Annotated in this window: 1 protein-coding gene; it reads left to right on the top strand. The window is 65.5% G+C overall.

Annotation, left to right across the window (positions count from 1 at the left end; all coding sequences use genetic code 11):
- Positions 1–39: 39 nt before the first annotated feature.
- On the top strand, positions 40–316 hold a 277-nt coding region (locus tag EN861_RS34765; protein ID WP_348630922.1), incomplete at its 3' end, for a DUF2285 domain-containing protein.

Below are 316 nucleotides of genomic sequence, written 5' to 3'. Positions count from 1 at the left end.
CTCCTTCCCGGAAGCGCGGCGAGCCGTTCCCTCACGGCCCTGATCCCGCTCGATTCCCAAACGCTCGGACGGGTCGAGGCCCTGGTCCGGTTCTGGCGCTCCTGTCACAGGCGGCCGGTGCCGCCAGATACCCGAATGACAATTCAGCAGAAGCGTCGCCTGCGACTGATGATGCAGGCCGCCGATGGCCGCAAGAACGGCGCCAGCTACCGTGAAATCGCGACTGCTTTCTATGGCACAGGACGGGTTGCCTCCAACCCGTGGAAAACCTCGTCCCTTCGCGACACCGTGATCGGCCTCGTCAAGGGCGGCGGAG

Origin of the sequence: Mesorhizobium sp. M8A.F.Ca.ET.218.01.1.1 (assembly GCF_004791165.1) — a bacterium.
GTDB lineage: Bacteria > Pseudomonadota > Alphaproteobacteria > Rhizobiales > Rhizobiaceae > Mesorhizobium.
This window is presented reverse-complemented; position numbering and strand designations above follow the sequence as displayed.